The organism is Ruegeria intermedia (genome assembly GCF_900129345.1).
Taxonomy (GTDB): domain Bacteria; phylum Pseudomonadota; class Alphaproteobacteria; order Rhodobacterales; family Rhodobacteraceae; genus Ruegeria; species Ruegeria intermedia.
Window position 1 is genome coordinate 15918 of record NZ_FQVK01000023.1, and the last position, 25673, is coordinate 41590.

At 63.8% G+C, this 25673-nt stretch carries 28 protein-coding genes; 2 read left to right on the plus strand and 26 right to left on the minus strand.

What is annotated here, in order from left to right:
• The first annotated feature begins 118 nt into the window (after positions 1-118).
• On the plus strand, positions 119-517 hold the full coding sequence (locus F3H26_RS15045; protein WP_149776833.1) for a DUF983 domain-containing protein: 399 nt from the start codon (positions 119-121) through the stop codon (positions 515-517).
• 24 nt (positions 518-541) lie between these two features.
• The gene (locus tag F3H26_RS15050) at positions 542-1243 is read left to right on the plus strand and encodes an NUDIX hydrolase (RefSeq protein WP_149776834.1); all 702 of its coding nucleotides are present in this window, start codon (positions 542-544) and stop codon (positions 1241-1243) included.
• A 7-nt stretch (positions 1244-1250) separates the two neighbouring features.
• Here F3H26_RS15050 and F3H26_RS15055 read toward each other — a convergent pair whose 3' ends face one another.
• The 26 genes from F3H26_RS15055 to F3H26_RS15175 all read right to left on the minus strand — a co-directional run bounded on the left by F3H26_RS15055 (position 1251) and on the right by F3H26_RS15175 (position 25672).
• Positions 1251-2918 carry a ribonuclease J gene (locus tag F3H26_RS15055; RefSeq protein ID WP_149776835.1) on the minus strand — a complete coding sequence of 556 codons (1668 nt, stop codon included), beginning with the start codon at positions 2916-2918 and terminating at the stop codon, positions 1251-1253.
• Positions 2915-3694, minus strand: coding sequence for a type III pantothenate kinase (locus F3H26_RS15060; RefSeq protein ID WP_149776836.1), 780 nt, complete (start codon positions 3692-3694; stop codon positions 2915-2917). Before F3H26_RS15060 ends, F3H26_RS15055 begins: the two co-directional genes overlap by 4 nt.
• Before the next feature lie 11 nt (positions 3695-3705).
• Positions 3706-4455: a biotin--[acetyl-CoA-carboxylase] ligase gene (locus F3H26_RS15065; protein WP_149776837.1), complete on the minus strand. Its 750-nt coding sequence runs from the start codon at positions 4453-4455 to the stop codon at positions 3706-3708.
• 54 nt (positions 4456-4509) lie between these two features.
• Entirely contained in the window at positions 4510-5952 is a 1443-nt protein-coding gene (nuoN, locus tag F3H26_RS15070) for an NADH-quinone oxidoreductase subunit NuoN (RefSeq protein ID WP_149776838.1), read from the minus strand.
• A 15-nt stretch (positions 5953-5967) separates the two neighbouring features.
• Complete coding sequence (locus F3H26_RS15075) at positions 5968-7509, minus strand: NADH-quinone oxidoreductase subunit M (RefSeq protein WP_149776839.1); 1542 nt, start codon at positions 7507-7509, stop codon at positions 5968-5970.
• Positions 7509-9635, minus strand: coding sequence for an NADH-quinone oxidoreductase subunit L (gene nuoL / locus F3H26_RS15080; protein WP_149776840.1), 2127 nt, complete (start codon positions 9633-9635; stop codon positions 7509-7511). The genes F3H26_RS15075 and nuoL overlap by 1 nt, the downstream gene beginning before the upstream one ends.
• Before the next feature lie 6 nt (positions 9636-9641).
• Positions 9642-9947 carry an NADH-quinone oxidoreductase subunit NuoK gene (gene nuoK, locus F3H26_RS15085; protein ID WP_005984024.1) on the minus strand — a complete coding sequence of 102 codons (306 nt, stop codon included), beginning with the start codon at positions 9945-9947 and terminating at the stop codon, positions 9642-9644.
• A 4-nt stretch (positions 9948-9951) separates the two neighbouring features.
• Complete coding sequence (locus tag F3H26_RS15090; RefSeq protein WP_149776841.1) at positions 9952-10554, minus strand: NADH-quinone oxidoreductase subunit J; 603 nt, start codon at positions 10552-10554, stop codon at positions 9952-9954.
• The gene (locus tag F3H26_RS15095; RefSeq protein ID WP_149776842.1) at positions 10551-10961 is read right to left on the minus strand and encodes a carboxymuconolactone decarboxylase family protein; all 411 of its coding nucleotides are present in this window, start codon (positions 10959-10961) and stop codon (positions 10551-10553) included. Before F3H26_RS15095 ends, F3H26_RS15090 begins: the two co-directional genes overlap by 4 nt.
• Positions 10958-11452, minus strand: a complete 495-nt coding sequence (gene nuoI / locus F3H26_RS15100; RefSeq protein ID WP_005984030.1) for an NADH-quinone oxidoreductase subunit NuoI — start codon at positions 11450-11452, stop codon at positions 10958-10960. Before nuoI ends, F3H26_RS15095 begins: the two co-directional genes overlap by 4 nt.
• Before the next feature lie 2 nt (positions 11453-11454).
• Positions 11455-12492: an NADH-quinone oxidoreductase subunit NuoH gene (nuoH, locus tag F3H26_RS15105; RefSeq protein ID WP_149776843.1), complete on the minus strand. Its 1038-nt coding sequence runs from the start codon at positions 12490-12492 to the stop codon at positions 11455-11457.
• A 237-nt stretch (positions 12493-12729) separates the two neighbouring features.
• Entirely contained in the window at positions 12730-14715 is a 1986-nt protein-coding gene (gene nuoG, locus F3H26_RS15110; RefSeq protein ID WP_149776844.1) for an NADH-quinone oxidoreductase subunit NuoG, read from the minus strand.
• A 3-nt stretch (positions 14716-14718) separates the two neighbouring features.
• Positions 14719-15123, minus strand: coding sequence for a DUF5333 domain-containing protein (locus F3H26_RS15115; RefSeq protein ID WP_149776845.1), 405 nt, complete (start codon positions 15121-15123; stop codon positions 14719-14721).
• 98 nt (positions 15124-15221) lie between these two features.
• Positions 15222-15551, minus strand: coding sequence for a hypothetical protein (locus tag F3H26_RS15120; RefSeq protein ID WP_188127791.1), 330 nt, complete (start codon positions 15549-15551; stop codon positions 15222-15224).
• A gap of 47 nt (positions 15552-15598) precedes the next feature.
• The gene (locus F3H26_RS15125) at positions 15599-16015 is read right to left on the minus strand and encodes an MAPEG family protein (protein ID WP_149776847.1); all 417 of its coding nucleotides are present in this window, start codon (positions 16013-16015) and stop codon (positions 15599-15601) included.
• A 5-nt stretch (positions 16016-16020) separates the two neighbouring features.
• Complete coding sequence (nuoF, locus tag F3H26_RS15130; RefSeq protein ID WP_149776848.1) at positions 16021-17319, minus strand: NADH-quinone oxidoreductase subunit NuoF; 1299 nt, start codon at positions 17317-17319, stop codon at positions 16021-16023.
• 6 nt (positions 17320-17325) lie between these two features.
• Entirely contained in the window at positions 17326-17553 is a 228-nt protein-coding gene (locus tag F3H26_RS15135) for a DUF5337 domain-containing protein (RefSeq protein ID WP_149776849.1), read from the minus strand.
• Positions 17554-17585: 32 nt separating this feature from the next.
• Entirely contained in the window at positions 17586-18734 is a 1149-nt protein-coding gene (locus F3H26_RS15140; RefSeq protein WP_149776850.1) for an NADH-quinone oxidoreductase subunit E, read from the minus strand.
• On the minus strand, positions 18734-19948 hold the full coding sequence (locus F3H26_RS15145) for an NADH-quinone oxidoreductase subunit D (RefSeq protein WP_149776879.1): 1215 nt from the start codon (positions 19946-19948) through the stop codon (positions 18734-18736). Before F3H26_RS15145 ends, F3H26_RS15140 begins: the two co-directional genes overlap by 1 nt.
• Before the next feature lie 213 nt (positions 19949-20161).
• The gene (locus F3H26_RS19495; RefSeq protein ID WP_068347518.1) at positions 20162-20335 is read right to left on the minus strand and encodes an NADH dehydrogenase; all 174 of its coding nucleotides are present in this window, start codon (positions 20333-20335) and stop codon (positions 20162-20164) included.
• Positions 20336-20941 carry an NADH-quinone oxidoreductase subunit C gene (locus tag F3H26_RS15150; RefSeq protein ID WP_149776851.1) on the minus strand — a complete coding sequence of 202 codons (606 nt, stop codon included), beginning with the start codon at positions 20939-20941 and terminating at the stop codon, positions 20336-20338.
• A gap of 12 nt (positions 20942-20953) precedes the next feature.
• Positions 20954-21487 (minus strand): NuoB/complex I 20 kDa subunit family protein, encoded by a 534-nt coding sequence (locus F3H26_RS15155; RefSeq protein ID WP_093964904.1) that lies wholly within the window; start codon positions 21485-21487, stop codon positions 20954-20956.
• Positions 21478-21843 (minus strand): NADH-quinone oxidoreductase subunit A, encoded by a 366-nt coding sequence (locus F3H26_RS15160; RefSeq protein ID WP_093964903.1) that lies wholly within the window; start codon positions 21841-21843, stop codon positions 21478-21480. The genes F3H26_RS15155 and F3H26_RS15160 overlap by 10 nt, the downstream gene beginning before the upstream one ends.
• A gap of 187 nt (positions 21844-22030) precedes the next feature.
• Positions 22031-22819: a crotonase/enoyl-CoA hydratase family protein gene (locus F3H26_RS15165; RefSeq protein WP_149776852.1), complete on the minus strand. Its 789-nt coding sequence runs from the start codon at positions 22817-22819 to the stop codon at positions 22031-22033.
• A gap of 9 nt (positions 22820-22828) precedes the next feature.
• Positions 22829-23683: a hydroxymethylglutaryl-CoA lyase gene (locus F3H26_RS15170; protein WP_149776853.1), complete on the minus strand. Its 855-nt coding sequence runs from the start codon at positions 23681-23683 to the stop codon at positions 22829-22831.
• 57 nt (positions 23684-23740) lie between these two features.
• The gene (locus tag F3H26_RS15175) at positions 23741-25672 is read right to left on the minus strand and encodes an acetyl/propionyl/methylcrotonyl-CoA carboxylase subunit alpha (RefSeq protein WP_149776854.1); all 1932 of its coding nucleotides are present in this window, start codon (positions 25670-25672) and stop codon (positions 23741-23743) included.
• Position 25673: the final 1 nt, after the last annotated feature.

Here is a 25673-nt window from a genome sequence, read left to right on the forward strand (position 1 = left end):
AAAAATTCGGGTTGCGGGGTCATATTTTCGGATACCCCCCGCGCAAAGCGACGCACCCCCCTTTTCGGAGCGCCGAAACAAGCGCAATATCCATTCAAACCCGAGCGCGAGTATCACGATGACAGATCAAACGGTGGAAACCATGGCCCAGAACGACCGGCCAACCTGGCCTGCCTTGGCCAAGGGGTTTCGTTGCAAATGCCCCAATTGCGGCAAAGGCCGGTTGTTGCACAGCTATCTGAAGGTGAATGACACCTGCAGCGAATGCGGTCAGGAGCTGTTTCACCACCGGGCAGATGACGGCCCGGCCTATCTGACGATTCTGATCGTCGGCCACCTGCTGGCCCCGGCGCTGCACGTGTCCTATGTTCACTTCCGGCCGGACCCGCTGACCATGGCGTTGATGTTCTCGGTGGGATGCGTGGCATTGTCCCTGTTCCTGCTGCCACGCCTCAAGGGGGCGGTGATCGGGTTTCAATGGGCACGGCGCATGCACGGATTCGGCGATTCGAAATGACACAGCCGCGGGCCTGAGCCGAGTATGACTGTCGACAAATCCGCCATCCGGGACGCAGCCACCGTGATCGTGCTGCGCGATCGCCATGAAAAACCATCGATCCTGATGGGCCAGCGCGGCGCGGCCGCGGCCTTCATGCCGAACAAGTTCGTGTTTCCCGGCGGCGCGGTTGACCCCGACGACGCCCGCGTGCCGCTGGCCACGCCCCTGCCCAAGATCTGCCACCAACGCCTGGCCGATCAAGCCCCCGACGGCCTGCAGACGGCGCTGGCCGCGGCGGCGATCCGCGAATTGTGGGAGGAAACCGGCCTGATCCTGGGGGTTCCCGGGCAATGGCCCGGACCTGCCCCGCAGGACTGGGCCAGTTTCGCCGAGCGCGGGTTCCTGCCCTCGGCACACCCGTTGCGGTTCGTCTTCCGGGCGGTCACGCCGCCAGGTCGGCCGCGCCGGTTCGACGCGCGGTTCTTCCTGGTAGACGCCGACGCGATTGCCAACGACCCGGACGATTTCAGCCAGGCCTCGGACGAGCTGTCGCACCTGCAGTGGATCCGGCTGGACCAGGCCCGCGATTTCGACCTGCCCTTCATCACCGAGGTGGTGCTGGCCGAGGTCGAGGCCCGGGTCACCGACCCGGAACCGCCTGCTTCGGTGCCCTTCTTCCTCAACAACGAGGAAGCCAGCCTGTTTCAGCGTCTCAAAGGCCGCCCGATGCCGGAAACAGGCTGAGGCCGGATCACTTCATCCGGCTGATCACCACCGTCACTTCGGGTTTCTTGCCGATCTCGATCTGCGCGCTTTGGCGCACGATGCGGCGCATGGCCTCTTCCAGCTTGTCGTCGTCGCGCAGCGTCTTGACGTCGGCCCGCATTAGGAACTGGTTCAGGTCTTCTTCCAGAACCTCGACCAGCCCGGCCCGCGACGCGCCGGTTTCCGGCAGGCCCATCGTGTCGCACCATGGCTCGCCCAGCGGCTCGTCGTCTTCGTCCAGGATCACGGTCACGATCACATGGCCGTTCAGCGCCATGCGGATACGGTCACGCACCACACCGTCCAGCGCCCCGATCTTGACGGAGCCGTCCAGGTATGTGCGCCCGGTTTCGACATAGTCGACCACCTGCGGCGCGTTGCCCGACAGGTCCAGCATGGTGCCGTTGACCGCCAGCACACCGGCCCGTCCGCCGGCCTCGGCCAGTTTCACATGCTCGCGCAGGTGCCGGTGTTCGCCATGCATCGGGATGACCATCTGCGGGTCGACCAGCGCATGCACCCGTTCCAGATCCGGGCGGTTGGCGTGGCCGGATACATGATACAGCCCGTTGCTGTCATCGACGACGTCCACGCCTTTCTCGCTCAGCTGGTTCATGATGCGGATCACGCCGCGCTCGTTGCCCGGAATGGTTTTGGACGAGAACAGGAACAGGTCGCCCTCTTTCAGTTCGATCCCCCGGTATTTTCCACGCGCCAGCTGTGCGCTGGCCGCGCGGCGTTCCCCCTGGCTGCCGGTGACGATCAGCATCAGGTTCTGGCGCGGCAGGTCCAACGCCTCTTCGGCGCTGACAACGCGCGGGAAATCGGTCAGGATCCCGGTTTCGGTGGCCGCTTCGATCATCCGCCGCATGGCCCGGCCCAGCAGCACGACAGACCGCCCGGCCCGGTGGCCGGCCTCGGCCAAGGTTTTTACCCGCGCAACGTTCGAAGCGAAAGTCGTCGCCACGACCATGCCGCTGGCCTGCTCGACCAATTGCGTGATGGCGGGCCCGACCTCGGATTCCGACCGGCCGGGATGGGGCGAGAACACGTTCGTGCTGTCGCAGACCAGCGCCTTGACGCCGGGTTTTGCCACTTCGGACCACAGGGCCTCGTCAAAGGGCTCGCCGACCACAGGGGTCGTATCCAGTTTGAAGTCGCCCGAATGCACGATGCGCCCGGCGGGCGTGTCGATCACCAGCGCGGCGCTTTCGGGGATCGAGTGCGACACCGGCAGGAACCCCACGGTGAAGGGCCCGGCCTTGACCTGTTCGGGCCAGGCCGAGACGGTGCGCACCGCATCCTCGGGGTGGCCGGCCTCTTCCATCTTCTTGCGGGCGATGTTGGCGGTGAACGCCCGCGCATGGATCGGCGCACCCAGCATTTCATGGCACAGCGCCACCGCGCCGACATGGTCTTCGTGTGCGTGGGTGATGAAAATCGCCTCGAGCCGGTCGGCGCGTTCTTTCAGCCACGAGATGTCGGCATAGATCAGGTCGACGCCCGGCGTGGTGTCCATGTCGGGGAACGTCACGCCCAGATCGACCAGGATCAACCGTTCCTTGCCGGGCGCGCCATATCCGTAGACATAGGCGTTCATGCCGATTTCACCCGCGCCGCCCAGCGGCAAATAGATCAGTCGTTCACTGCTCATGCCGAGCCATTTTCCTTGTTGTAGCGATGGATCACGGTCAGACCGTGCATCGTCAGATCATCTTCAATTGCGTCAAAGCCCACATCGGCCTGGTCGAACAGCGGCGCCAGGCCCCCGGTTCCGACAACCTTCATCGGCATGCCGTATTCGGCCTTGATGCGGGCGATCAGGCCTTCGATCAGGCCGGAGTATCCCCAATACACGCCCGACTGGATGCAGCCAACCGTATTCGTACCGATCACCTTTTCGGGCCGCGACACATCAATATGCGGCAGCGCGGCCGCGCCTTGGTGCAGCGCCTCGAGGCTGAGGTTCACCCCCGGCGCGATCACGCCGCCGACATAGGCGCCATCCGCCGCAACCACGTCGAAATTGGTGGCGGTACCGAAATCCACCACCACGACATTGCCGCCATGACGGTCGAAGGCCCCCGCGGCATTGGCCAGCCGGTCCGGGCCGGGGACCGTGCCTTCATCAATCCTTGGCGGAACCGGCAGCAAGCAATCGGGCTTGCCCACGACCAACGGCCGGCACCCAAAGAACCGGTCGGCAAAGACGCGCAGGTTAAAAACCACCCGCGGCACGGTCGAGGCGATGATGACGTCGGTGATGTCGGCCTCGATCCCGTAGTGTTTCACCAGAGTCGAGTACCAAGTGAAATAGGCATCGGCCGTGCGCGCATGGTGGGTCGAAGTGCGCAAGGTGCACAGAAATTTCTCGCCATCCCAGATCGAGAACACGGTGTTGGTATTGCCGCAATCAATGGCCAGAAGCATCTGCGCCCCTTTCAGAAATAGACGTCTGCCGCCGGAATGCTGACCCGGCCCTTGGCGGTGTTTAGGACAAGGTTGCCGCCCGCGTCCACCGTTTCAAAGGTTCCGACGGTCTCGGACGTGGCGGTACGGGCCGTGATGACCTCGCCCAGTCTTGCGGCCCGAGACAGCCAGGCCGTGCGGATCGGCTCGAACCCATAGGTCGTGAACTGCGCCTCGTATCGGGCATAGGCGGCGGCCAGTTCCGTCAGGAAATCCTCGGGCAGGACCTGAGCCCCCGTTTCCGACAGCAGCGAGACGGGGCGCAGCGCGCCGGGCTCGACGGTGTCGGGCGCAGGCGCGTCAGCCAGGTTCACCCCGATGCCGATCGCCAGATGCGACACGCCGCGCCCCTGCCCCGTGCTTTCCAGCAGAATGCCCGCCAGTTTGCCGCCGTTCAGCAGCACGTCATTGGGCCATTTCAGCGACAGCCCGGCCGCCCGCCCGGTCACCGAGACCACGGCATCGAACAGCGCAAGCGCCGCGACGAAGCTGCGCAGCGCCGCCTGTTCCGGGTGGCCTTCGGGACGCATCAGCAAGGTTGCGGCCAGATTACCCTTGGGATTGGCCCAGACCCGGCCGCGCCGCCCCCGCGCAGCCGTCTGGTGATGCGCCATGATCCACACCGGCCCGGCCGCGGTGGGCGCTATACGGGCGGCCTCGTTCAAGGTGCTGTCCACCTCCTGCAGGATGTGCAGGCCGTATCCCTGCGGCCAGTCGCTCATCGCAAAAAGGCCCGGTCCTGCGACCGAGCCCCTCTGTTTCGTGCGGACAGCGGATCAGTTGACAAGGGTTGCCGCGGCGGCGGTGGCCGCGCCCTCGATCCCGAACTGGTAGAATACGCCGACCAACATCAGCGCCGCCGAGCCCATCAGCGCCGCCCCCAGTACGGGCGACGACCGGGTGTCGATCGGATCTTCGTTCTCGTCCCCGAAATACATGTAGAACACGATCCGCAAATAATAGAACGCACCGATGACCGACGAGATGGCCGAGACGATGACCAACCCGATCAGGTCGGCCTCGACACCGGCCTGCCACACGCCCAGCTTGGCGAAGAATCCCAGCATCGGCGGCACGCCCGCCAGGCTGAACATCAGGATCAGCACGGCCAGCGCCTTGCCCGGGTCTCGCTTGGAATACTGGCGCAAGGCGTCGATGTCGGTCACGGGCTTGCCGTCGCGCTCCATCATCAGGATGAAGGCGAAGGTGCCGATGTTCATGGTCACGTAGATCGCCAGATACATCAGCATCGCCTTGATCCCCAGCGCCGTGCCCGCCGCCAGACCGATCAGCGCATAGCCCATATGCGCAATCGACGAATAGGCCATCAGCCGCTTGATGTCCCGCTGACCGATGGCCGCGATGGCACCCAGCAGCATCGACAGGACCGACAGCAGCACGATCACCTGCTGCCAGTCTCCGACCGCGCCACCAAAGGCATCATGCAGCACCCGCGCAAACAGGCCCATGGCCGCGACCTTGGGCGCGGTGGCGAAAAAGGCCGTGACCGGCGTGGGCGAGCCTTCGTAGACATCCGGCGTCCACATGTGGAACGGCACCGCCGACACCTTGAACGCCAGCCCCGAGATCAGCAGAACCAGCCCGATCAGCAGGCCGACCGAGACCTCGCCATGATGCACCGTGGACACGATCCCCGAGAACAGCGTGGTTCCCGAAAAGCCATAGACCAGCGATGCCCCAAACAGCAGCAGGCCCGAGCTGAGCGCGCCCAGCACGAAATATTTCAGACCCGCCTCGGTCGATTTGGCGCTGTCGCGGCGCAGCGCGGCCACGACATACAGCGACAGCGATTGCAGCTCGAGCCCCATGTACAGCGACATCAGATCGCCGGCGCTGACCATCATCATCATGCCGACCGCAGCCAGCGCCACCAGCAGCGGATATTCGAACCGCAGCATGTTGCGGCGCGCCATGTAGTCCTGGCTCATCAGCAGAACCGCGGCCGCCGAAAGCAGGATGGCAACCTTGGCAAAGCGCGAGAACCCGTCATCGACGAACATGCCGTTGAAGGCCGGGTTCGTTCCCTCGCCGTTTGCGGCGATCCAGAAGGCCAGCACGGCCATCAGCCCCGCCGTGGCCCAGATCAGCGCAGGGGCCAGCGCGTCCTTCGAGGTGTAGACCGCCCCGATCAGCGCCACCATCGCATAGATCGCCAGAATGATTTCCGGCAGGATTACAATCAGATCAGCCTGGATCATGTCTCCAAAGCTCCCTTAGTGCGAGGCGACCTGGGTCGCGGCCTCGGCCGCGGCCAGAGCCGTGTCATAGTTCGAAATCAGCGCGGCGGTCGAATTGCCGATCACGTCGGTGACCAGCGACGGATAGACCCCCAACAGGATGGTCATGACGATCAGCGGCGCAAAGATCAGGCGCTCGCGTGTGCTCATGTCGGTGATCGACTTGAGGCTTTCCTTGATCAGGTCGCCAAAGACCACGCGGCGATACAGCCACAGCGCATAGGCCGCCGAGAAGATCACACCGCTGGCCGCCACTGCGGTCACCCAGGTGTTGACCTGGAAGGTGCCCATCAGCGTCAGGAATTCGCCGATGAACCCACTGGTGCCCGGCAGACCCACATTGGCCATGGTGAACAGCATGAACACCAGCGCATAGGCCGGCATGCGGATCACCAGGCCGCCATAGGCCTCGATGTCGCGGGTGTGCATCCGGTCGTAGATCACGCCGACGCACAGAAACAGCGCGGCCGAGATGAACCCGTGGCTGAGCATTTGGAAGATCGCCCCGTCGATGCCCTGCTGGTTGGCGGCAAAGATGCCCATGGTCACAAAACCCATATGCGCGACCGAGGAATAGGCGATCAGCTTTTTCATGTCCTCCTGCACCAGCGCCACCAACGAGGTGTAGACCACGGCGATGGCCGACATCCACAGCACCAGGTCCGTCATTACGGCCGATCCGACGGGGAACATCGGCAGGCTGAAGCGCAGGAAGCCATAGCCCCCCATCTTCAGCAGAATCGCCGCCAGCACGACCGAGCCCGCCGTCGGTGCCTGCACGTGCGCGTCAGGCAGCCAGGTGTGCACGGGCCACATCGGCATCTTCACCGCGAAGGACGCGAAGAAGGCCAGGAACAGCAAGGTCTGCATGCCGCCGACGATATAGATGCCCAGGACGCTGAAACCCTCGGACGAAAACTGGTGCGTCATAAGCGCGGCAATGTCGGTGGTGCGTGCATCGACATACATCGCCACCATCGCCACCAGCATCAGAACCGAGCCGAGGAAGGTGTAGAGGAAGAACTTGAAGCTGGCATAGATCCGGTCTTTGCCGCCCCAGATCCCGATGATCAGGAACATCGGGATCAGGCCCGCCTCGAAGAACAGGTAGAACAGCACCAGGTCCAGCGCCATGAATACGCCCAGCATCAGCGTTTCCAGCAGCAGGAAGGCGATCATGTATTCCTTGACCCGGTCGGTCACGTTCCAGCTGGCCAGGATGGTCAGCGGCATGATGAAGGTGGTCAGCAGCACGAACAGAACGCTGATGCCATCCACGCCCATCTTGTATTTCAGGCCCATCAGCCATTCGCCCTCTTCCACCATCTGGAAGCCGGGGTTCGAGGGGGCGAACTCGGTATAGATTCCGATCGAGACCAGAAAGGTCACCGTGGTTGCAACCAGCGCGATCCACTTGGCATTGCTCTGCGCCGCCGCATCGTTCCCGTGCAGGAACAGCGCCATCAAGCCGGCGGAAATGGCCGGAATGAAGGTGACAATGGATAGGATATTGTCCATCAGTGTGCGCCTCCGCCGATCGACATCCAGGTGATCAGGGCGGCGATGCCCAGAACCATCCAGAAGGCGTAAGTGAAGATGTAGCCCGTCTGCGCCTTGCCTGCGAGGCGGGTGAAGAAGGGAACGACGCCCATTGCTACTCCGTTCAGGAAACCGTCGATCACCTTGCCGTCACCGCCCTTCCACAGGAACCGGCCCAGTGCCACGGTCGGTTTGACAAGGATCGCGTCGTAGATTTCGTCAAAGTACCACTTGTTCTTGAGGAACAGGTACAGCGGACGCTGGTTCTCGGCCAGACGGCCCGGCAGCGCCGGGTTCACGATGTAGAACAGGTAGGCCAGCCCAAAGCCCAGAAGCATTGCGATGAATGGCGAGACCTTGACCCATTTCGGCGCCGCATGCGCGTCGTCCAGAACATGGTTGTCCGGCGCGATGTACAGCGCGCCCTCGCCCGGTTTGCCGACGAAGGCATAGTGGTGGTCTCCGCCCTTGGCCTTGTCACCGTGCGCGGCCTCTTCGCCATGGGATTCGGTGGCATGCGTGTCGTCGCCATGGTCATCGGCCTTGGCGTGGTCACCGGCCTCGGCATGCGCCTCGGCGACCGGAATGCCATAGAACTTGCCCACCTGATCGGCGTGACCGAAGAAGTTGTTGTACCAGATCATGCCCGCGAACACGGCGCCCAGCGAAAGAACACCCAGCGGCACCAGCATGACCATCGGGCTTTCATGCGCGTGCTCATGCGTGTGCTTGTCGCCCCGCTCCTGACCATAGAAGGTCAGGAAAATCAGGCGCCAGCTGTAGAACGAGGTCATCGCGGCGGCGATCACCAGCGCCCAGAACCCGAAGGCCGACCCGCCGGCATAGGCGCTTTCGATGATGGCGTCCTTGGACAGGAAACCGGCAAAGCCGATCGTGGTCAGCGGGATGCCGACACCGGTGATGGCCAGCGTGCCGATCATCATCGCCCAGAAGGTATAGGGAATCTTCTTGCGCAGGTTGCCATAGTTCATCATGTCCTGTTCGTGGTGCATGGCGTGGATCACCGAGCCCGCCCCCAGGAACAGCAGCGCCTTGAAGAAGGCATGCGTGAACAGGTGGAACATCGCCGCCGAATACATGCCCACGCCCGCGGCCACGAACATGTAGCCCAGCTGCGAACAGGTCGAATAGGCGATCACGCGCTTGATGTCTGTCTGCACCAGACCCACGGTCGCGGCAAAGAACGCGGTCGAGGCCCCCAGCACGGTGATGAATCCGGTCGCACCCGGCGCGAACTCCATCAGCGGCGACATGCGGCAAACCAGGAACACACCGGCCGTCACCATGGTGGCCGCGTGGATCAGCGCCGACACGGGCGTCGGGCCTTCCATCGCGTCCGGCAACCAGGTGTGCAGGATCAACTGCGCCGATTTGCCCATCGCACCGATGAACAGCAGCACGCAGACAACCTCGACTGCGGTCCATTCGCCCCAAAGGAAGGTCAGCTGCGTTTCCGCCAGCCGGGGTGCGTCAGCAAAGATATCCGAGAAGTTGATACTGTCGGTCAGGAAGAACAGCGCGAAGATCCCCAGCGCAAAGCCGAAGTCACCGACACGGTTGACGATGAACGCTTTCATCGCCGCGGCATTGGCCGAGGGTTTGCGATAGTAGAAACCGATCAGCAGGTACGAAGCGACGCCCACGCCTTCCCAGCCAAAGAACATCTGTACGAGGTTGTCGGCCGTCACCAGCATCAGCATGGCGAAGGTGAAGAAGGACAGATAGGCAAAGAAGCGCGGCTTGTAGCTTTCGCCCTCGCGCCACTGCGGGTCGTGATCCATGTAGCCGAACGAATACAGGTGCACGAGCGCCGAAACCGTGGTGACCACGATCAGCATGATCGCGGTCAGCCGGTCCAGACGGATGGCCCAAGAAGTCGACAGCGAGCCGCTTTCGATCCAGCGCATGATCTCGATCTGCTGGGTGTGCCCGTCAAAGCTGAAGAAGACGATCCACGACAGCAGACAGGCCAGAAACAGCAGGCCCGTCGCCGTCCACAGCGCAGCCTTTTCGCCGATGAATTTCCAGCCAAAGCCGCAGATCAGCGCGCCCACCAGCGGGGCAAAGAGGATTGTGGTCTCCATGATCCCTTACCCCTTCATCATGTTGACGTCTTCAACCGCGATGGTGCCGCGGTTGCGGAAGAAGCAGACCAGAATGGCCAGCCCGATCGCAGCCTCGGCCGCCGCAACGGTCAGCACGAACAGCGTGAAAACCTGGCCGACCAGATCGCCGAGAAAACTGGAAAACGCCACGAGGTTGATGTTCACCGCCAGCAGCATCAATTCGATGCTCATCAGCAGGATGATGACGTTCTTGCGGTTCAGGAAGAGACCGAAGATGCCGATGACGAACAGCGTCGCCGCAACGGTAAGATAGTGTTCAAGTCCGATCATCGTCTCAAAGTCCCTGCCCCGGTTTCACGTCCTTCAACTCCAGCGCCTTGGCCGGGTCGCGCATCATCTGGGCGATGATGTCCTGCCGCTTGATGTCTTTGCGGTGGCGCAGCGTCAGCACGATGGCGCCGATCATGGCCACCAGCAGGATCAGGCCCGCCAGTTGGAACAGAAGGAAGTATTGATCGTAAAGGATGACACCCAGCGCCTCGGTGTTGTGGCGGTCGGCCGGGATCGGCTGGGCCAGGTTGGCCGCCGCGCCTTGCGCGCTGTCCCAGGCGCCGAAGGCCATGACGAACTGCATCAGGATCACCAGACCGATCAGCAGGGCCAACGGCATGTAGCGCGCCATCTCGGCCTTGAGCTCGGCAAAGTCCACGTCCAGCATCATCACCACGAACAGGAACAGCACCGCGACCGCGCCGACATAGACGATGACCAGCAGCATCGCGACGAATTCCGCCCCCAGCAGAACGAACAGCCCCGCCGACGACAGGAAGGCCAGGATCAGCCACAGCACCGAATGCACCGGCTGCCGGCTGATCACGGTGAACAGCCCTCCGGTGATGGCGCTGATGGCAAAGAGGTAAAAGGCAAATACGCTCATTGGTCATCGTCCTCTTTTTCGCCCATGGCCTCCTGCGCCAACTCCAGCGCCCGGGTCATGGCCGGGATGCCGGCGAATACCGACATCTGACCGATCGTTTCCACGATCTCTTGTTTTCTGGCACCCGCCTCGAGGGCGTGGCGCACCGTCTGGCGCATGGCCGTATCGGCCTGCGCGCCCTGCATCGTCAGCCCGGCCAGCGTCAGCAGCAGCCGGGTCTTGGCATCCAGCCCGTCCTTGTTGACGGTGTTGCCGAACATCATTTCCATCGCCTCTTTGGGCATGGTCGGCCAGAGCGCCTCGAACTCCTTGGGAGCGAAGCTCTCAAGCGCCGGGTTGAACGCCTTGGCCATTTCATGCGCCTGTTGCATCATCAGCTCGAACGGATTCTTGGGCGCGTCGGTCATCGGTAGGGCGCATCCAGTTCAAGGTTGCGGGCGATCTCGGCCTCCCAGCGGTCGCCGTTCTCAAGCAGTTTCTGCTTGTCATAGAACAGCTCTTCGCGGGTTTCGGTGGCAAATTCGAAGTTCGGGCCTTCGACGATGGCATCGACTGGACAGGCCTCCTGGCAGAATCCGCAATAGATGCACTTGGTCATGTCGATGTCATAGCGCGTGGTGCGGCGGCTGCCGTCTTCGCGCGGTTCGGCGTCGATGGTGATGGCCTGGGCCGGGCAGATCGCTTCGCAAAGCTTGCAGGCGATGCAGCGTTCCTCGCCGTTGGGATACCGGCGCAGGGCGTGTTCGCCCCGAAACCGCGGCGACAGCGGGCCCTTTTCATGCGGATAGTTCACCGTGGCCTTGGGCGCGAAGAAATACTTCATCCCCAGCTTGAAACCCTGCCAGAAGTCCTGCAGCAGGAAATACTTGGCGGCGCGGGTATAGTCGATCTGGGTCATTGTCAGCCTCCTACGCTCCAGCGGGCAAACGCGCCCCAGAACCAATCGAATTTTGCCGCGAAGGACACGAAGACCACCCACACCAGGCTGAACGGCAGGAACACTTTCCAACCCAACCGCATCAGCTGGTCATAGCGGTAGCGGGGCGTGATCGCCTTGACCATCGCGAAGAGGAAGAAGAAGAACGCCATCTTTGCGACCATCCACAGCGCGCCATCGGGCAGGCCCGGGATCGGCGACAGCCAGCCGCCGAAGAACAGCAGCGAGGTCAGCGCGCACATCAGGAAGATGGCGATATATTCGCCCGCCATGAACAGCAGGAAGGGCGTGGCCGAGTATTCGACCTGATAGCCGGCGACCAGTTCCGATTCCGCCTCGGGCAGGTCGAAGGGCGGGCGGTTGGTTTCGGCCAGGGCCGAGATGAAGAACAGGAACACCATCGGGAAATGCGGCAGCCAGTACCAGCTGAAGAACCCGAACGCGCCGTCCTGCGCCCGCACGATGTCGCTGAAGTTCATCGACCCGGTCGAGATGATCACCCCGATGATGATCAGGCCGATCGAAACCTCGTAGGAAATCATCTGCGCGGCTGATCGCAGAGACCCGAGGAACGGGTATTTCGAGTTCGACGCCCAGCCCCCCATGATCACGCCGTAAACCTCAAGCGAGGACACGGCGAATACATAGAGGATGGCCACGTTGATGTCGGACAGCACCCAGCCATCGTTGAACGGGATCACAGCCCAGGCGATCATGGCCAGCACGAAGGATGTCAGCGGCGCCAGGATAAACACCGTCCGGTCGGCGCCGGCGGGGATCACCACCTCTTTGACGACGTATTTCAACGCGTCCGCCACCGATTGCAGCAGGCCATAAACGCCCACGACGTTGGGGCCGCGACGCATCTGGACCGCCGCCCAGATCTTGCGGTCGCCATAGACCAGGAACAGCAGCGAGATCATCACGAGGGCCACGACGGCCAGCACCTGCGCCAGTATGATCAGGGCTATTCCGCCTGGGGTGTCAAAGAATTCAGCCATTGGTCCTCACACCGTGGGTATTCCGTTTGCCGCCGTTGCCGCGAAGCCCGGCCCGACGGACAGAGACTCGCACCGCAAGCGGTTGGTTTGGCGTGTCGGTGTAAACAGCATCCGCCGCCCGTACGCCACCTTTTTTCTTCCGTTTCACCGGTCGGGCACACGACACGACCGCCGCCCCGTTCCGCCGGGCAGCAGGCATCGGCACGCCGCCGTGCTGTCGTATGACCGCCGCCAGGCTCATTCCGCCGCGATCTTCTGCTTGCCACGCGCCTTGGCCAACGCCGAGAGCTCGGCCATCAGCTGCGAGGCCCGCGCGATCGGGTTGGTCAGATAGAAATCCTTGATCACCGTTCGGAAGCTCGCCTGCCCCAACGGCCCGGCCTCGAGCGGCTGCACTTCGTTCTCGGGCACCTGGTCGATCAGCGCCAGATGAGGCACCGCCTCGACCAGAACCGTGCGCAGCTGCGCCAGCGAGTCATAGGGCAGCGCCTGCCCCAGCTCGGCCGACAGCGCCCGCAGGATCGCCCAGTTCTCCTTGGCCTCGCCCGGGGCGAACCCGGCGCGCATCGCCAATTGCGGGCGGCCCTCGGTGTTCACGAACAGCCCGTTTTCTTCGGTATAGGCGGCGCCCGGCAGAATGATGTCGGCGCGGTGCGCGCCGCGGTCGCCATGGCTGCCCTGATAGATCACGACCGGGCCGTCCTCGATCTCGATTTCGTCGGCGCCAAGGTTGTAGATCACCTCGGCCCCGTCGATCGCGGCCTCGAGCCCACCTTCGCTGACGGCGCCGACATCCATCGCGCCGACCCGCGCCGCAGCCGTGTGCAGCACGAACAGCCGGCCCGACAAGGCCTGGGCCGCAGCCAGAACGGCCAGGCCGTCGGCCTCGGACACGGCGCCCTGCCCGACGATCACGATGGCATCATTGCCTGCCTTTGCATTGGCCAGGGCCGCGCGGTCCTCACCCAGGTGATCATAGTCATAGGTCAGATCCACTGCCGGACCGATCACCTTGACCGTCGCGCCGGCCAGCCACGCCTTGCGGATGCGCGCGTTCAACACCGGGGCTTCGTCGCGCGGGTTGGTGCCGATCAGAATGATCTCTTTCGCGGTATCGATCTCTTCGATCGCCACGTTGCCGACATAGCCCGAGCGGTTGCCGATGGGCAGGCGGGCATTGTCGGTTCGGCATTCGACCTTGCCACCCAGCCCTTCGATCATCTGCTTCAGGGCAAAGGCGGCCTCGACCGGAACCAGGTCGCCAACCAAGCCGGCCACGGCCTTGCCCTTCATCGCGTCCGCCGCGGCCGCAAGCGCCTCGGTCCAGCTGGCCGGGCGCAAACGGCCGTTCTCGCGGATGTAAGGCGTGTCCAGCCGCTGGCGGCGCAGCCCGTCCCAGACGAAACGCGTCTTGTCGGAAATCCACTCTTCGTTCACGCCATCGTGGTTGCGCGGCAGAATCCGCATCACCACGCGGCCCTTGGTGTCGACCCGGATGTTCGAGCCCAGGGCGTCCATCACGTCGATGGACTCGGTCTTGGTCAGCTCCCACGGGCGGGCGGTGAACGCATAAGGCTTCGACGTCAGCGCGCCCACCGGGCACAGGTCGATGATGTTGCCCTGCAGGTTCGAGTCCAACGTCTGGTTCAGATAGGTCGTGATCTCGGCGTCTTCGCCGCGTCCGGTCTGGCCCATCTGGTCGACCCCGGCCACCTCGGTGGTGAAGCGGACGCAACGGGTGCAGCTGATGCAGCGGGTCATGGCGGTGCCCACCAGCGGCCCCAGATCCAGATCGTCCACCGCGCGCTTGGCTTCGCGGAACCGGCTGGCCGAGATGCCATAGGCCATCGCCTGATCCTGCAGGTCGCATTCACCGCCCTGGTCGCAGATCGGGCAGTCCAGCGGGTGGTTGATCAGAAGAAACTCCATCACGCCTTCGCGGGCCTTCTTGACCATGGGCGAGTTGGTCTTGACCACCGGCGGCTGGCCTTCCGGCCCCGGGCGCAGATCGCGCACCTGCATGGCGCACGAAGCGGCGGGCTTGGGCGGGCCGCCCACGACCTCGACAAGGCACATGCGGCAGTTGCCGGCGATCGACAGGCGCTCGTGATAGCAGAAACGCGGCACTTCGATCCCGGCCTGTTCACAGGCCTGGATCAGGGTCATGGCACCATCGACTTCGATTTCCTTGTCGTCGATCACGATCTTGCGGAGGTCAGACATGGTCTAGTTCGCCCTCAAATACACGCCAATGGCGCTGTTTCTTTCGATTTCCCTGCGCCCCAGCGCACAGAAAGTTTCGGTGTCGTCATAGCTGACGCCGTTCTGGGCCAGATACGCCTCGCCCTTGGCGCGCATCCGCGCCTTTTCGGCATCCGATTCCACATAGGCCCGGATCTCGGCATCCGAATATCCCAACTGGTTCGCCTTGGATCGCAGCCCCCACATCACGCCGATCGCCTTCAGACGGCGCCCGCTGATCGTCGGGCAGTATTCCGAAATCTCGTTTGCGATGGCGATGTAGTAGAGCGAGTCGTCGATCTCCTTGACTTCGCGCAAGGGCGGCTTGGCCCCAGCCCCGACAGGCAGCGCGACGACGCAGGCAACGGCGGCAAGTTTCACGGCTTTCATGACATATCCTTTCGTCCTGGGTTCCCCAAGACGACGTCCCCCCCGACCGCTAGGCAATAGCGCGCGGCCCGGCGTGGCATGATATGACATGGCGCGGGTCATGGCCGTTGACACTTTCCGGCAAAAGTCAGGCTGTCATTGTCGATCCGCAGGGTCTGCGGCTCGGCATCCGGCCCGATTTTCCAGGCGATGCGCGACGACCCGAAATTCTGCACACAGAACCGCGTGGCCTCATAGCGCCCCGCCTCGCGCGCGCCGTCCAGCGAAGCCGACACGCCCTTGACGGTCACCGTGAAATCGGCCGGCGACCTTTTCTTGTCGACCGCCTTCGCCTTGGCGCGAAACGCTTGCCCGTCGAACAGCACGCGATCCTCGGCATCGCCACTGCAAGCCGCCAGCACCGTCAGAACCGCCAAAACGCCGGCCATCGGCGGGACGGCCCGGCCACGGGCAAAAAATGGGCTAGGCCTTGCCATCAGAACGCCGCCACCAAAGCCATGACGCCCAGCACGGCCATGCACGCCCAGGCCACAACATACAGAACGCTTCGCAGACCGCTGTGCGGCTTGCCGATTCCACGGATGTGAACCACCAGCATCGCCAGACGTGCCAACAGCGCGATCGAAGCCAGCCAGTTCACCCAGACCGGGCCGACCCCCAGCAGCATGGCCGCCAGTGTCACGGTCAGGAACGCGGGCAGGGTTTCGGTTCCGTTCAGATAGGCCCGGTTCAGGCGATAGGCCCGGTCGGCATAGTCCTGTTCCGGCGTCGCCCCCGGCGCCAGGCCCTTGCCCTGCTTGGCCAGCGCCGAAAACGGCGCCAGCATCAAAACCACCAGCGCAAAGATCACCAGCGCGGCAATCGCGTGCGAGTATTCGGCATATGTTTCCATCGGATCTACTCCGCCGCCATCGCACCCATACGGCCCGATTTGCGGGCCTTGATGCGGTCTTCGATTTCTTCACGGAAGTTGCGGATCAGGCCCTGGATCGGCCAGGCCGCCGCGTCCCCCAGCGCGCAGATCGTATGGCCTTCGACCTGCTTGGTCACCTCGAACAGCATGTCGATCTCTTCCAGCTCGGCCTCGCCGCGCACAAGGCGATCCATCACGCGCATCATCCAGCCCGTGCCTTCACGGCAGGGCGTGCACTGTCCGCAGCTTTCGTGCTTGTAGAATTTCGACAGACGCCAGATCGCCTTGATGATGTCGGTGGACTTGTCCATCACGATCACCGCCGCCGTTCCAAGCCCCGAGCCCAGATCGTTGCGCAGATAGTCGAAATCCATGATCGCATCGCGCATGTTCTCGCCGCGCACGCAGGGCACGGACGAGCCGCCGGGGATCACCGCCAGCAGGTTGCCCCACCCGCCGCGGATGCCGCCGCAATGGGTCTCGATCAATTCTTCAAAGCTGATCGACATCGCCTCTTCGACCACGCAGGGGTTGTTGACGTGACCCGAGATCGCAAACAGCTTGGTGCCCGCGTTGTTCTGGCGGCCGAAACCCGCGAACCAGTCGGCACCGCGGCGCAGAATCGTCGGCACGACGGCGATGGATTCCACGTTGTTCACCGTGGTCGGGCAGCCATACAGACCCGCCCCCGCCGGGAACGGCGGCTTCATGCGCGGCATGCCTTTCTTGCCTTCCAGGCTTTCCAGCAGCGCGGTTTCCTCGCCGCAGATATAGGCGCCGGCGCCGTGGTGCAGGAACAGGTCGAAATCCCAGCCCGAACCGGCGGCGTTCTTGCCCAGCAAACCGGCGTCATAGGCCTCGTCAATGGCGGCCTGCAGCGCCTCGCGCTCGCGGATGTACTCGCCCCGGATGTAGATGTAGCAGGTATGCGCATTCATCGCGAAAGACGCGATCAGGCAGCCCTCGATCAGCGTGTGCGGATCGTGGCGCATGATCTCACGGTCCTTGCAGGTGCCCGGTTCGGATTCGTCGGCGTTCACCACCAGGTAGGACGGACGGCCATCTCTTTCCTTCGGCATGAACGACCATTTCAGACCGGTCGGAAAGCCCGCGCCGCCACGCCCGCGCAGCCCCGAATCCTTCATCGTCTGGATGATCCAGTCGCGCCCCTTGGCGATCAGGTCAGCGGTGCCGTCCCAATGCCCGCGGGCCTGGGCGCCCTTCAGCGTGCGCTCGTGCATCCCGTAGATGTTGGTAAAGATCCGGTCCTGATCCTTCAGCATCGCGTGTTACCTTTGGCTGTCCTGACGCATGCGCCAGAGTTGAAAAATGTTGACGCCCGCATAGATGAACGCCGCGATCGCGGCGAAATCGAACAGCAGCGCATAGCGCACCGGCAGTTCCAGCGCCGGGCCGATGAACAGGTTCATGCCAAGCCAGATCACCATGGTCACCGCGATGACCACGCCGATATGTCGGCCCTTGCGGGCGATGGCCTGTTCCTTGTCCTTGTCCATCACACTCCGATGCCCGTGTCGGGCACCGTCTCTCAGTCTTCGTAGGTGCCTTCTTTCTTGGCACGTTTGGCAAATTCGGTTTCCTCGCCAGCCGCCAGTTTGGCCGCCTGCTCGATCCAACCGTCGCGTTCGATCCGGCCCTTGAATTTCAGCCGGGCATCGACCCAGGCCACATGCTCGGGCGTCCAGGCCGCGATCTGGTCATAATGGTAGAAACCCAGCTCGTTCAGCGTCTGCTCGAGCTTCGGCCCCACACCTTTCAGCAGCTTCAGATCGTCGGGCTTGCCGTCGCGTGCGCCGCTCAGCGTTTCAGGCTGGGCCTCAGCCGTTTCCGGCTTGGCTGCGGCGCCCTCGGGCGAAGACGGCTCGGCCTTGGCGGATTTCTTGGGCGCGGCCTGGCGGGCAGCAGGCTTGCCCGGTTCGGGCGCCTTGGGCGGCTTGGGCGCGGCTTTCGCACCGGCGGCCTGGCCGTCCTTGCCCAGCCAGGGCGTCAGGATCGGAACTTCGGAGCCGTCGATGCGCTTGACCGTGTCGCCCAGATCGGTGGCCAGCTGAACGCTTGCATTGTACTTGGCCTTGCCGGCCTCGTACTCTTTCAGGCTGGTCAGGCCGCCCTTGGGCTCGGCGGCATAGCGGCCGTTCTGTGGCCCCGGAACCGGAACCTTGCCGGAAGCCAGATCATCGATGATGCGGGCAAAGCTCTCGGCGGTCAGGTCTTCATAATAGTCCTTGCCGATCTGCGCCATCGGCGCGTTCGAGCAAGACCCCAGGCATTCGACCTCTTCCCAGCTCAGCTTGCCGTCCGCCGACAGCTGGTGCGGCTTGGGCGCGATCTTTTCGCGGCAGACCGCGATCAGGTCCTCGGCCCCGCAGATCATGCAGGAAGTGGTGCCGCAGACCTGAATATGCGCAACGGAACCAACAGGTTGCAGCTGGAACATGAAGTAGAAGGATGCGACTTCAAGCACCCGGATATAGGCCATGCCCAGCATGTCGGCCACATATTCGATGGCCGGGCGGCTCAGCCAGCCCTCCTGCTCTTGCGCGCGCCACAGCAGCGGGATGACCGCGCTGGCCTGACGGCCCTCTGGGTACTTGGTGATCTGCGCCTTGGCCCAGTCCAGGTTGGCGGGCGTGAAGGCAAAGCTTTCGGGTTGTTCAGGGTGCAGACGGCGGAGCATTAGCGGTCAATCTCTCCAAATACGACATCCATGGTGCCGATGATGGCGGCGACGTCGGCCAGTTGGTGGCCCTTGGCGACGTGGTCCATGGCTTGCAGGTGCAGATAGCCCGGCGCGCGCAGCTTGGCGCGGTACGGCTTGTTGGTGCCGTCGGCGACCAAATAGACGCCGAATTCGCCCTTGGGGGCTTCGACGGCGGCGTAAACCTCGCCCGCCGGAACGTGGAAGCCTTCGGTGTACAGCTTGAAGTGATGGATCAGGCTTTCCATCGAGGTCTTCATGTCCGACCGTTTCGGCGGGGTGATCTTGCCGCGCGCCAGAACGTCTCCGGGGCAGTCGCGCAGCTTGGCGATGGCTTGCCGGATGATCGAGACCGACTGGCGCATCTCCTCCATGCGGACGAGATAGCGGTCATAGCAGTCGCCATTCTTGCCGACGGGAATCTGGAATTCGAACTCGTCGTAACATTCATAGGGCTGCGCGCGACGCAGGTCCCAGGCCAGGCCCGATCCGCGCACCATCACGCCCGAGAATCCGTATTTCTGGATGTCGTCCTCGGTCACCACGCCGATGTCGCAGTTGCGCTGCTTGAAGATGCGGTTTTCGGTCAGCAGACCGTCGATATCGTCCAGAACGGCGGGGAATTCGTGGCTCCACGCCTCGATATCGTCCAGCAGTTCGGGCGGCAGGTCCTGGTGAACGCCGCCGGGCCGGAAATAGGCGGCATGCAGGCGCGCGCCGCAGGCACGCTCATAGAACACCATCAGCTTTTCCCGCTCTTCAAAGCCCCACAGCGGCGGGGTCAGCGCGCCCACGTCCATCGCCTGGGTGGTCACGTTCAGCAGGTGGTTCAGAATGCGGCCGATTTCCGAGTACAGAACCCGGATCAGCGAGGCCCGGCGCGGCACCTCGACCCCGGTCAGCTTTTCGATGGCCAAGCACCAGGCGTGCTCCTGGTTCATCGGCGCGACATAGTCGAGACGGTCGAAATACGGCAGGTTCTGCAGGTAGGTGCGGCTTTCCATCAGCTTTTCGGTACCGCGGTGCAGCAGACCGATATGCGGGTCGCAGCGCTCGACGATCTCGCCGTCCAGTTCCAGCACCAGACGCAGAACGCCGTGGGCCGCAGGGTGCTGCGGGCCGAAGTTGATGTTGAAGTTGCGGATCTTCTGTTCGCCCGTCAGAGCGTCTTCGAAGCCCTTGCCGCCATCCATCATCGTGTCTCTCCTGTCCGGGGATCACCCCCGGCTGTTCCATCCGCGCCGGATCGGTCCGGCAAGCGAGGGCCTCAGCGCCGCCCCCGGTTTTTCCTTTTTGCCTCGGCCCGAACCCGGACTCTTTCGGCCTCTGCCGCTTTCACCGCCGCCCCGGCCAACAGCGCGCCCAGAGCCCCAATGACAACCAGTTCTCCAAGCATCGTCAGCATCTCAGCGGCGCTCCAGTTCCTGCAGTTTCAGTCCCATCCACCACAAAAGGGCGATCGTGCCGAAGGGAACCAGACAGGCCAGCGCCCAGTATTTGTTGATCCCGAAAAACGGCAAAAGCTTTACCATCGGGATGATGGTCAGCGCCGAAAGGATCAGCCACCAGATGCCGCCCATTTACTTGGTCTCCTGCTTTTCATCCCCCGGCAGAATGTAGTTCGCACCCTCCCACGGGCTCATGAAGTCGAACTGGCGGTATTCCTGAACCAGCGAGACCGGCTCATAGACGACGCGCTTCTGCGCCTCGTCATAGCGAACCTCGGTGTAACCGGTGGTCGGGAAGTCCTTGCGCAGCGGATATCCACGGAAACCATAGTCGGTGAGGATGCGCCGCAGGTCCGGGTGGCCCGAGAACAGGATGCCGAACATGTCGAACACTTCGCGCTCGAACCAGTTGGCCGAGGGATGCACATCGACGATCGAGGGCACCATCTCGTCCTCGCGGACCGAGACCCGCAGCCGGATGCGATGGTTCTGATACATCGAGAGGAAGTGATAGACGACGTCGAACCGCTTGGCCCGCTCGGGATAGTCCACCGCGGTGATGTCGACGAGGGTCGAGAACTTGCAGTTCTGATCGGACTTCAGATACTCGACGAATTCGACCAGGTTCGACGGGGCCACATCGACGTTCAACTCGCCAAAGCTCACGTCCCATGACAGAACGCAGTCGGGCCGTTTGACTTCGATCAGCGCGCCAAGTTCCTTGAGTGCTTCGCTCATCAGGGTTCCTCCTCAGCGCACGATGGTGCCGGTGCGGCGGATCTTGCGCTGCAACTGCAACAGACCATAGAGCAGCGCCTCGGCGGTCGGCGGGCAGCCGGGAACATAGATGTCCACCGGAACGATGCGGTCGCAGCCGCGCACCACCGAATAGGAATAGTGGTAATACCCCCCGCCATTGGCGCAGGACCCCATCGAGATCACGTAGCGCGGCTCGGGCATCTGGTCATAGACCTTGCGCAGCGCCGGGGCCATCTTGTTGGTCAGCGTACCGGCCACGATCATCACGTCCGACTGACGCGGCGATGCACGCGGCGCGATGCCGAAGCGTTCGGCGTCGTAGCGCGGCATCGAGGTGTGCATCATCTCGACCGCGCAGCAGGCCAGGCCGAAGGTCATCCAGTGCAGCGAGCCGGTGCGCGCCCAGTTGATGATGTCCTCGGACGAGGTCAGCAGGAACCCTTTGTCCTGCAGCTCGGCGTTCAGGGCCTGGGTGGCGACTTCCTTGTCGACGCCCGCGGTGTTTGCACCCGTCATCACTCCCATTCCAGGGCCCCCTTCTTCCATTCATAGGCAAAGCCGATGGTCAGAACGCCCAGGAACACCATCATCGACCAGAAGCCGACATCGCTGATGTCCTTGAAGCCCACGGCCCAGGGAAACAGGAACGCAATCTCGAGGTCGAAGATGATGAACAGGATCGACACCAGATAGAACCGGACATCGAACTTCATCCGCGCGTCGTCGAATGCGTTGAAGCCACATTCATAGGCGCTGACTTTTTCGGGGTCGGGATTGCGGACAGCCAGAACGACGGCGGCCAGAATCAGGACGATTCCAAGGCCCACGGCGACGGCCAGAAACACCAGGATCGGGAGATATTCCCGCAACAGCTCTTCCACGAGTGGCTCCTTTCCTGCGCGTCCCGGCCGGGACGCGCCGTCAATTGGCGTGTTGACTGGACATTCTCTATCCGCGCGGGGTCAGAGGGTCAACCGAGCAGAAGCGCGCATGGCACCGAATATTCGGCTTGCCAACGCCCAGCGCTGCACTAGGCGCAAGCCCTTGGCTTCAAATGGTCGCGGGCGGTCAAACCTTACTATTCCATGAAGGTTTTCGCTTGTCGAAGAAAGCGCTGATTCCCTCATGCGCCTCGTCCGTTCCCCATCGGTCGACCAGCGCCCGGATCGTGTGGTCGATCACCGCGTCGTCGATGCGCGGCCCGAGGTCCCGCACCAGCGCCTTGGCCGAGGCCACGGCGCCCGGCGCACAAGAGAGATAGGGCTGCACTTCGGCTTCGATCGCGGCATCCATCTCATCCGCTGGAACGGCCCGCGCCAACAGGCCAAGTTCCACCGCCTCGGCCGCGTCGAACAGACGGGCCGACATGAACACGCGCCGCGCGCGAGCCTCGCCCATGCGGGCGATGACGTAGGGCCCGATGGTGGCCGGGATCAGCCCCAGCCGGGTTTCGGTCAGACCCATCTTCAGGCTGTCCACGCCGATGGCCACGTCGCAGACCGCGGCCATGCCCACGCCGCCGCCAAAGGCGTTGCCCTGCAGCGCGCCGATCAACGGTTTGGGAAGGGTGTTCAGGGCGTTCAACATCTCGGCCAGCTTGCGCGCCTCGACAAAGCGGGTGTCGGGGTCGGCAGCCATCTGGGCCTGCATCCAGCCCAGGTCGCCCCCTGCGCAGAAGCTTTTGCCCGCGCCGGTCAGAACTACGACACGCACGTCGTTGGTTTCCCCCAGCTGCACGGCGGCCTGCCTCAGCTCGGCGATCATCTGCGCCGACATAGCGTTGTGTTTTTCCGGCCGGCTCAGCGTCAGCGTAGCGACGCCGCGCAAATCGGTGGAGATCGAGATGGTTTCAAACATGTCAGCCTCTTATCCCGCCCGCATCGCGCGGGCCATTTCCGCCGCTCGGTTCAGCACGGCGGCGTCCAGACCGGTGTCATAGCCCAGCCGCTCGAGATGCGCGGCCACGGCTTCGGTGGCCACATTCCCGGCCGCCCCCGGCGCGTAGGGGCAACCGCCCAATCCGCCCACGGCCGCGTCGAACACCCGGACGCCCAGCGCAAGCGACGCGTCGATATTGTCGATCGCGCGCCCGTTGGTGTCATGAAAATGCCCAGCCAGGCGGGTGGCGGGCACATATTCACGCACAGCCAGCAGCATCCGCGCGATGCTATCGGGTGTCGCCTGCCCGATCGTGTCGCCCAGCGAGATCTCGTAGCATCCGTGCGAGAACAGCAGGTCGGCCACCTCGGCCACTTTGGCGGGCGGAGTCGGCCCGTCATAGGGGCAGTCGGTCACGCAAGAGACGTACCCCCGCACGGGCAGGTCGATATGGCGCGCCGCCTCAAGGATCGGGACGAACCGCTCGATGGATTCGGCGATGGTCGCGTTGATGTTGGCCTTGGAAAACCCCTCCGACGCCGATGCAAACACCGCGATTTCATCCGCCCCGGCTGCCAGCGCGTCCTCATAGCCGCGCATGTTCGGGGTCAGCGCGGCATAGCGCACGCCGGGGGCGCGGGTGATCCCGGCCAGCACCTCGGCGCTGCCGGCCATCTGCGGCACCCATTTGGGCGACACGAAGCTGGCCACCTCGATCCGGCTGAACCCCGCCCGGCTGAGGCAGTCGACCAGCGCGATCTTCTCGGAAACCGGGATTTCGCGCTTTTCGTTCTGCAGCCCGTCGCGCGGCCCCACTTCGAAAATCTCGACACGTTCCGCCATGGCGGTGCCCTCCTGTTCAGTCCCGGCCTGCCCCTTTCAGGGCAGGCATTCACGGTTTCAGTCGTCTTCCAGCCGGACCAGCGCCGCGCCGGCCTCGACCTGCGATCCGGCCTCGGCCAGAACCTCGGCTACGACACCGTCGCGGGCGGCCAGCAGCGAATGCTCCATCTTCATGGCCTCGAGGATGGCCAGCCGGTCGCCTTCCTTCACCGACTGCCCCGGCGCGGCGAACACCGCCTTGACCAGCCCGGGCATCGGCGCCTCAACCACGTTGGTGTCACCGGCGGCGCTGACGTCGCGGTCCAGCGGGTCCAGCACCTCGAAGCTCACGCCATAGGCGTCGAACACGGTGACATCGTGGCCCGCAATCGCAACCGGAGGCATCGGCTGGCCGTCGATGATCCAGCGGCCGTTGACCCGTTCGGCGATCACGCTGGTCCCGTCGACCTGCCAGTCCTGCCGGTCCGGCCCTGCGACCTGAACGTCCAGGTCCAGAACCTCGCCGTCGCGCTTCAACTGAAGCGCCCGGTGCAGCGGGGCCCAGAGGGTAAACCCGGTGTCCTCGGCGGGTTTGTCCAGCCCGGTCGCGGCCATCGCGGCCGCAACGGTCATTGCCGGGGTGACGGCGGGTTCGCGCACCAGATCGTCCAGATCGCGGCCGATCAACCCGGTATCGACATCGCCCGCCGCAAACCCGGCGTGCCGGGTCAGTGCGCCCAGGAAAGACAGGTTGGTGACGGTTCCCGCCACCTGCGTCCGGCGCAGCGCGCGGTGCAGTTGTTCCAGCGCCACCGCGCGGGTCGGGCCGTGCACAATCACCTTGGCGATCATCGGGTCATACCACGGGCTGATCGTGTCGCCCGCCCGCACGCCGCTGTCGGCGCGGCAGCCGGGCGGAAACTCCAGATGGGTCAGAGTGCCCGTGGCGGGCAAGAACCCTTTGGGCACGTCCTCGGCATACAGCCGGGCCTCGAAGGCATGGCCGTTGATCGACAGCTCGCTCTGCCGCTTGGGCAGGCTTTCCCCGGCCGCAACCCGCAACTGCCATTCGACCAGGTCGATGCCGGTGATGGCCTCGGTCACCGGGTGTTCGACCTGCAGGCGGGTGTTCATCTCCATGAACCAGAACCGGTCGGGGCGCAGACCGTCCGAGGCATCGACGATGAACTCCACGGTGCCCGCGCCCTTGTAGCCGATGGCCTCGGCCGCGCGCACGCCCGCCTGGCCCATCGCTTCGCGCATCTCGGGCGTCATGCCGGGGGCCGGTGCTTCCTCGATCACCTTCTGGTGGCGGCGCTGCAGCGAGCAGTCGCGTTCGAACAGATGCACGGCATGGGTGCCGTCACCAAAAACCTGAACCTCGATATGGCGGGGCTTGGCCACGAATTTCTCGACCAGAACGGCATCATTGCCAAAGGCGGTTCGGGCCTCGCCCCGGGCGCTGTCCAGGGCGGCGGCGAAATCCGCCGGCCTCTCGACCAGCCGCATCCCCTTGCCGCCACCGCCGGCCACAGCCTTGATCAGTACCGGATAGCCGATCGTGTCGGCCGCGCCGGCCAGATGCTCGGGGTCCTGGTTGTCGCCGTGATAGCCGGGCACGACCGGGACGCCGGCCTGCTCCATCAGCGCCTTGGCCGCATCCTTCAGGCCCATCTTGCGGATCGCATCCGCCGAGGGGCCGATGAAGGTCAGGCCCGCCGCCTGAACCGCATCGACGAAATCGGGGTTCTCGGACAGAAACCCGTAGCCCGGATGGATCGCCTGCGCGCCGGTATCCAGCGCGGCCTGAATGATCACGTCGCCTTTCAGATAGCTGTCGGCCGGAGCCGCCCCGCCGATATGTACGGCCTCATCCGCCATCTGGACATGTTTGGCGGCCGCGTCGGCATCCGAGTACACGGCAACGCAGGCCACGCCCATCTTGTGCGCGGTTTCGATGACCCGGCAGGCAATCTCGCCCCGGTTGGCGATCAGGATCTTGTCAAACATG